Annotated in this window: 2 protein-coding genes and 1 pseudogene; 2 read left to right on the top strand and 1 reads right to left on the bottom strand. The window is 59.1% G+C overall.

The window, feature by feature from the left end; all coding sequences use genetic code 11:
• Together WH277_RS05490 and csdE are read left to right on the top strand one after the other, a co-directional pair.
• A partial coding sequence (locus WH277_RS05490; protein WP_339504881.1) for an aminotransferase class V-fold PLP-dependent enzyme occupies positions 1-161 on the top strand: 161 nt, incomplete at its 5' end.
• A 2-nt stretch (positions 162-163) separates the two neighbouring features.
• Positions 164-607: a cysteine desulfurase sulfur acceptor subunit CsdE gene (csdE, locus tag WH277_RS05485; RefSeq protein ID WP_339456639.1), complete on the top strand. Its 444-nt coding sequence runs from the start codon at positions 164-166 to the stop codon at positions 605-607.
• A gap of 28 nt (positions 608-635) precedes the next feature.
• Here csdE and WH277_RS05480 read toward each other — a convergent pair.
• Positions 636-785, bottom strand: a pseudogene (locus WH277_RS05480) (tRNA cyclic N6-threonylcarbamoyladenosine(37) synthase TcdA); the annotation flags it as partial.

The following is a 785-nucleotide window of genomic DNA, read 5'->3' as shown; positions in this document are numbered from 1 at the left end:
GCATTGCCGTGCGCGCCGGGCAGCACTGCGCCCAGCCGTTGCTGGCCGCCCTGGGCGTCAGCGGGACATTACGTGCCTCCTTCGCCCCTTATAATACCGTTGAAGATGTGGACGCGCTGGTCGCGGCCATGACCACCGCCCTGACGCTACTGGCAGATTAATCATGAGTTTACCGCTTATCGCTTCGCATCCCTTTGGCACACTGATTACCTCAGGCTCACTGCGGGCGCAGTTTTCCCATTACAGACAGTGGGAGGAGCGTTACCGCCAGCTGATCCTGCTGGGCAAACAGTTGCCCGCCCTGCCCGATGAACTGAGAAGTGCTGAAATTGAGCTGACCGGATGTGAAAATCGCGTCTGGCTGGGGCATCAGCTGATAGCTGACGGGCGTCTGCATTTCTTTGGCGAGAGCGAGGGACGTATTGTGCGCGGGCTGTTGGCCGTACTGCTGACGGCTGTAGAAGGTAAAACAGCGGCACAGTTACAGCAGGACGATCCGCTGGCGCTATTTGAGCAGCTGGGATTAAAAGAACAGCTGAGTGCCTCACGCAGCGCCGGATTGCAGGCGATGGCCGATGCCGTGATGCGGGCCACAACAGCGGGGTGAGGTATGCCTCACCCTCGCAAATCCGGATTTAGGCCTGACGCGCTGCTTTTGCCATCATTTTCTTCAGCACATGGGATACTGCGACAAAACCAAAGGTGGCGGTGACCATCGTTGCAGCACCAAACCCTGCCGCACAGTCCATACGCTTCGGGCCTTCTGCGGTGCTGCGCGACGCACA

Origin of the sequence: Erwinia sp. MYb416 (genome assembly GCF_037479575.1) — a bacterium.
GTDB classification, from domain to species: domain Bacteria; phylum Pseudomonadota; class Gammaproteobacteria; order Enterobacterales; family Enterobacteriaceae; genus Erwinia; species Erwinia rhapontici.
Note: the sequence above shows the minus strand (reverse complement) of the source record. Positions and strands in the feature narration are given on the sequence as shown.